Below are 3,368 nucleotides of genomic sequence, written 5' to 3'. Positions count from 1 at the left end.
GGGATTCCCAGGAGAGATAAGCCTAATTTTAGGGTTCTTGCCGTTAAATCACACAAAAATAAACGAGAGGTTTTAATCGGTTCTGCTGCTTTCAGAACGGGACAATTCTCGTAGAAACGATTATACTTTTTACTGAGTTCGTAAAGATAATCACATAGACGATTGGGTAATAAATCCTCTTCCACGGCACTAATTACTTCTGGCAGTTGCAGTAATTGTTTAGCCAGAATTAATTCGCTTTCATCCTTGAGAATTAGCGGTGAATTGGCACTTAAATCCTGAAAATTAATACCACCTTCGCGACTGATACTCTGAACCCTAGCGTAAGCGTACAGCATATAGGGGGCGGTGTTGCCTTGCAGATTGAGCATTTTGTCGTAACTGAAAACGTAGTTACTATTGCGATTTTGGCTGAGATCAGCGTATTTAACGGCACTTAATCCGACGGTTTCGGCAGTATTAGCGATAAAATCGCCAGTTTCTTCTCTTTCCTCGCTTGCCAGTCTTTTTTCTAAGTCAGCTAGGGAACAGGCGATCGCTTGATCGAGTAATTCTTGTAATTTTACCGTCTCCCCGGAACGAGTTTTTAATTTTTTACCATCTTCCCCTAAAACTAATCCAAAAGCGACGTGAACCACTGCCACATTATCGGGTAAAAATCCCGCTTTTTTAGCCACCTGAAATACTTGGGCAAAATGGTTAGCTTGTCCAGCATCGGTGACATAAATTATTCTTGCGGCTTTATCTTGACGCACTCGATAACAAATTGCCGCTAAATCGGTGGTGGCGTAATTATAACCGCCGTCGGATTTCTTGACAATTAGGGGTAAAGGATCGCCCTCTTTGTTGGTAAAACCATCGAGAAAGACGCATAAAGCACCGTTGTCTTCTGTTAGCAATCCCTGTTGATCTAATTCTCTGATTACCGCTTCCAGGTAGGGATTATAAAAAGATTCCCCCCTTTCGGTCAGTTTTATATCGAGAATATCATAGATTTTCTGAAATTCCCGTCGTGATTGTTGACAAAGTAACTGCCATGCTTGACGACTTTGAGGATCACCCGACTGTAATTTTACTACGGCTTGACGGGCAGTTTCTTTAAAGTTTTCGTCTTCATCAAAACGAATTTTGGCCTTTTTATAAAAGCTAACTAAATCCCCTAAATCAAGAGCATCTGCTTGGGTTAAAGCGCTAGGATAAGCTTCTTGTAGATAGGTGATTAACATCCCGAATTGAGTACCCCAATCCCCAACATGATTAAGACGAATTACTTGATGATGACGAAATTCCAGAATCCGAGCAATACAATCACCAATTATAGTCGATCGCAAGTGACCGACGTGCATTTCTTTGGCAATATTGGGACTGGAAAAATCGACAATAATTTTTTGACTGGGGTTAGCAGCGGCAACTCCTAAACGGTTGTCAGTAATTAGGTCTTTTAATTGGGTTTCTAGATAACCGGGTTTCAGGGTAAGATTGATAAAACCAGGTCCGGCAATTTCGGGGGTTTGACAGAGATCATCTATCTCTAGATTTTTTAGTAAAGTTGTCGCTACTTCCCGGGGTTTTTGTTTTAATTCTTTGGCTAAAGAGAGGGAAATATTACATTGATAATCGCCAAAACGGGGGTTACTAGCGGCCACAATTAGAGGATCGGTAGCGGCGAAGTTTTCCCCAAAGGATTTAACTAGGGATTGGGAAAAACGTTCTTTTATTTGTTGGATAATGGCAGTCATAGGGAGAATTTAGCAGTTAGGGATTAGACAAAAATTGAGAAGGAATCAATTAGCTTCCTAGCAGTGACCAGATTATGGGTCGAATTAGCTACTGAAGATGCCGATTGATGGTATTCTTTCAAGACCTTTTTGCTCATCTTTTGTGGTGTATTCATTATAGTTTCGAGCCAACGAGATTAACAATTCAGATAACTTGGGTGATTGACCATCTTACCTGATCATAATCTGAAGGCGAATCCAATGCAGCTGGCTGCTGGGAAACATTTGCTTTAATATAGTAAGTAAGCTTTACCAATAGTACAACCATGTTAGCCAGTTATATTGATCAAGCGATGGCATTAGCTCGATACGAAATCATTGAAGAAGATGGCACTTATTGGGGTGAAATTCCACCCCTTCAGGGAGTTTGGGCAAATCACGCCAATCTAGAAGATTGCCAGCAAGAATTGCGCGAAGCTTTAAGCGATTGGATTGCTTTGCGTCTGTGTTTAGGTTTGCCGATTCCAGTGTTAGCAGGAATAGATCTTAATCTCCTTCCTCAACCCATGTCTTCAATTTAAGATATGCCTAAATTAACCGCCGTATCATGGCTTAATCTAGTTCAAAGATTACGAGAACTTGGGTTTGAAGGTCCCTACGCTGGGGGTAAACACCCTCAAATGCGTCGGGATAATTTAACGATAATTATCCCCAATCCCCATCAAGGTGAAATAGGGGTAGGACTGTTAAAACGCATTCTCAATCAAGCGGGTATTACCAGAGAAGAATGGCTGGGAAAATAGCAGGGAAAACACCGCATTTAACCTACTGCTTAACCAATAAAACCACGGCATAAACTGCGATACCTTCTTCTCGTCCTACCGGTCCCAATTGTTCGTTAGTAGTGGCTTTAATTCCCACCTGTTCCGGATTAATCTTGAGAGTTTCTGCTAACTTGGTTCGCATCGCAATAAGGTGGGGTTTCATTTTCGGTTTTTCGGCAACAATTACCGAATCAATATTATTAATCTGCCAACCTTTATCGATAATTAATTGATTAACTTGTTCTAATAATTTTAAACTATTCGCCCCTTGCCATTGTGGGTCTGTGGGGGGAAAATAATGACCGATATCGCCTAAACTAAGCGCTCCCAGCATGGCATCCATAATAGCATGGGTTAAGACATCGGCATCACTGTGACCCAATAAACCGACAGTATGGGCAATCTCTACTCCTCCTAAAATTAAAGGTCTTCCTGTTACCAATCGGTGGATATCGTAGCCGTTACCAATACGAATATTCATAGAGCAGTCTCCTTGAAGTTATATTAATTATCTTATCGCAAAAGGGAACAAGTTAGGGAAAAGATTTCCCTAACTTGTCCTTATTAGTTAATTAGCTAGGAAGGATGAACTATTCTGCTGAAGTTTTTCCCAATACAATGAAAGCTTATACTAAATTGATTTTTGATAGTATCATTAACTGCCAATCCAACTTTAAAAACCCACTTCCCACTTGCCACTCTATACTTGTTAAATAAGATTTAGTATAACTCGATCGCTGTTAAAATTGCGGTAGAATCGGGAGAGGGTTGGGTTTCATGCTTCAACCGTTCGGCAAAAGCTCACGGCCGAAGCCCAACCTACGTT

General features: G+C 40.9%; 4 protein-coding genes. 2 read left to right on the top strand and 2 right to left on the bottom strand.

All coding sequences use genetic code 11. From position 1 onward, the window contains the following. Positions 1-1,739, bottom strand: a 1,739-nt coding sequence (gene argS, locus PX636_RS04495) for an arginine--tRNA ligase (RefSeq protein ID WP_288116341.1), incomplete at its 3' end; no start/stop codon positions are given. A gap of 305 nt (positions 1,740-2,044) precedes the next feature. On the opposite strand from argS, the gene PX636_RS04490 reads away from it, so the two are divergent. Continuing rightward, a complete protein-coding gene (locus PX636_RS04490; RefSeq protein WP_002743455.1) occupies positions 2,045-2,299 on the top strand; it encodes a type II toxin-antitoxin system HicB family antitoxin in 255 nt (84 codons plus the stop codon). A 3-nt stretch (positions 2,300-2,302) separates the two neighbouring features. Further along, the gene (locus PX636_RS04485; RefSeq protein WP_002798008.1) at positions 2,303-2,521 is read left to right on the top strand and encodes a type II toxin-antitoxin system HicA family toxin; all 219 of its coding nucleotides are present in this window, start codon (positions 2,303-2,305) and stop codon (positions 2,519-2,521) included. A 22-nt stretch (positions 2,522-2,543) separates the two neighbouring features. On the opposite strand, the gene ispF is transcribed toward PX636_RS04485, so the two are convergent. Beyond that, positions 2,544-3,023, bottom strand: a complete 480-nt coding sequence (gene ispF, locus PX636_RS04480; RefSeq protein ID WP_002798009.1) for a 2-C-methyl-D-erythritol 2,4-cyclodiphosphate synthase — start codon at positions 3,021-3,023, stop codon at positions 2,544-2,546. Positions 3,024-3,368 lie beyond the last annotated feature (345 nt).

It is taken from the genome of Microcystis sp. M53598_WE2 (assembly GCF_030067735.1).
Taxonomy (GTDB): domain Bacteria; phylum Cyanobacteriota; class Cyanobacteriia; order Cyanobacteriales; family Microcystaceae; genus Microcystis; species Microcystis aeruginosa.
The sequence above is the reverse complement of the archived record's forward strand: the minus strand, read 5'-3'. Positions and strand labels throughout refer to the sequence as shown.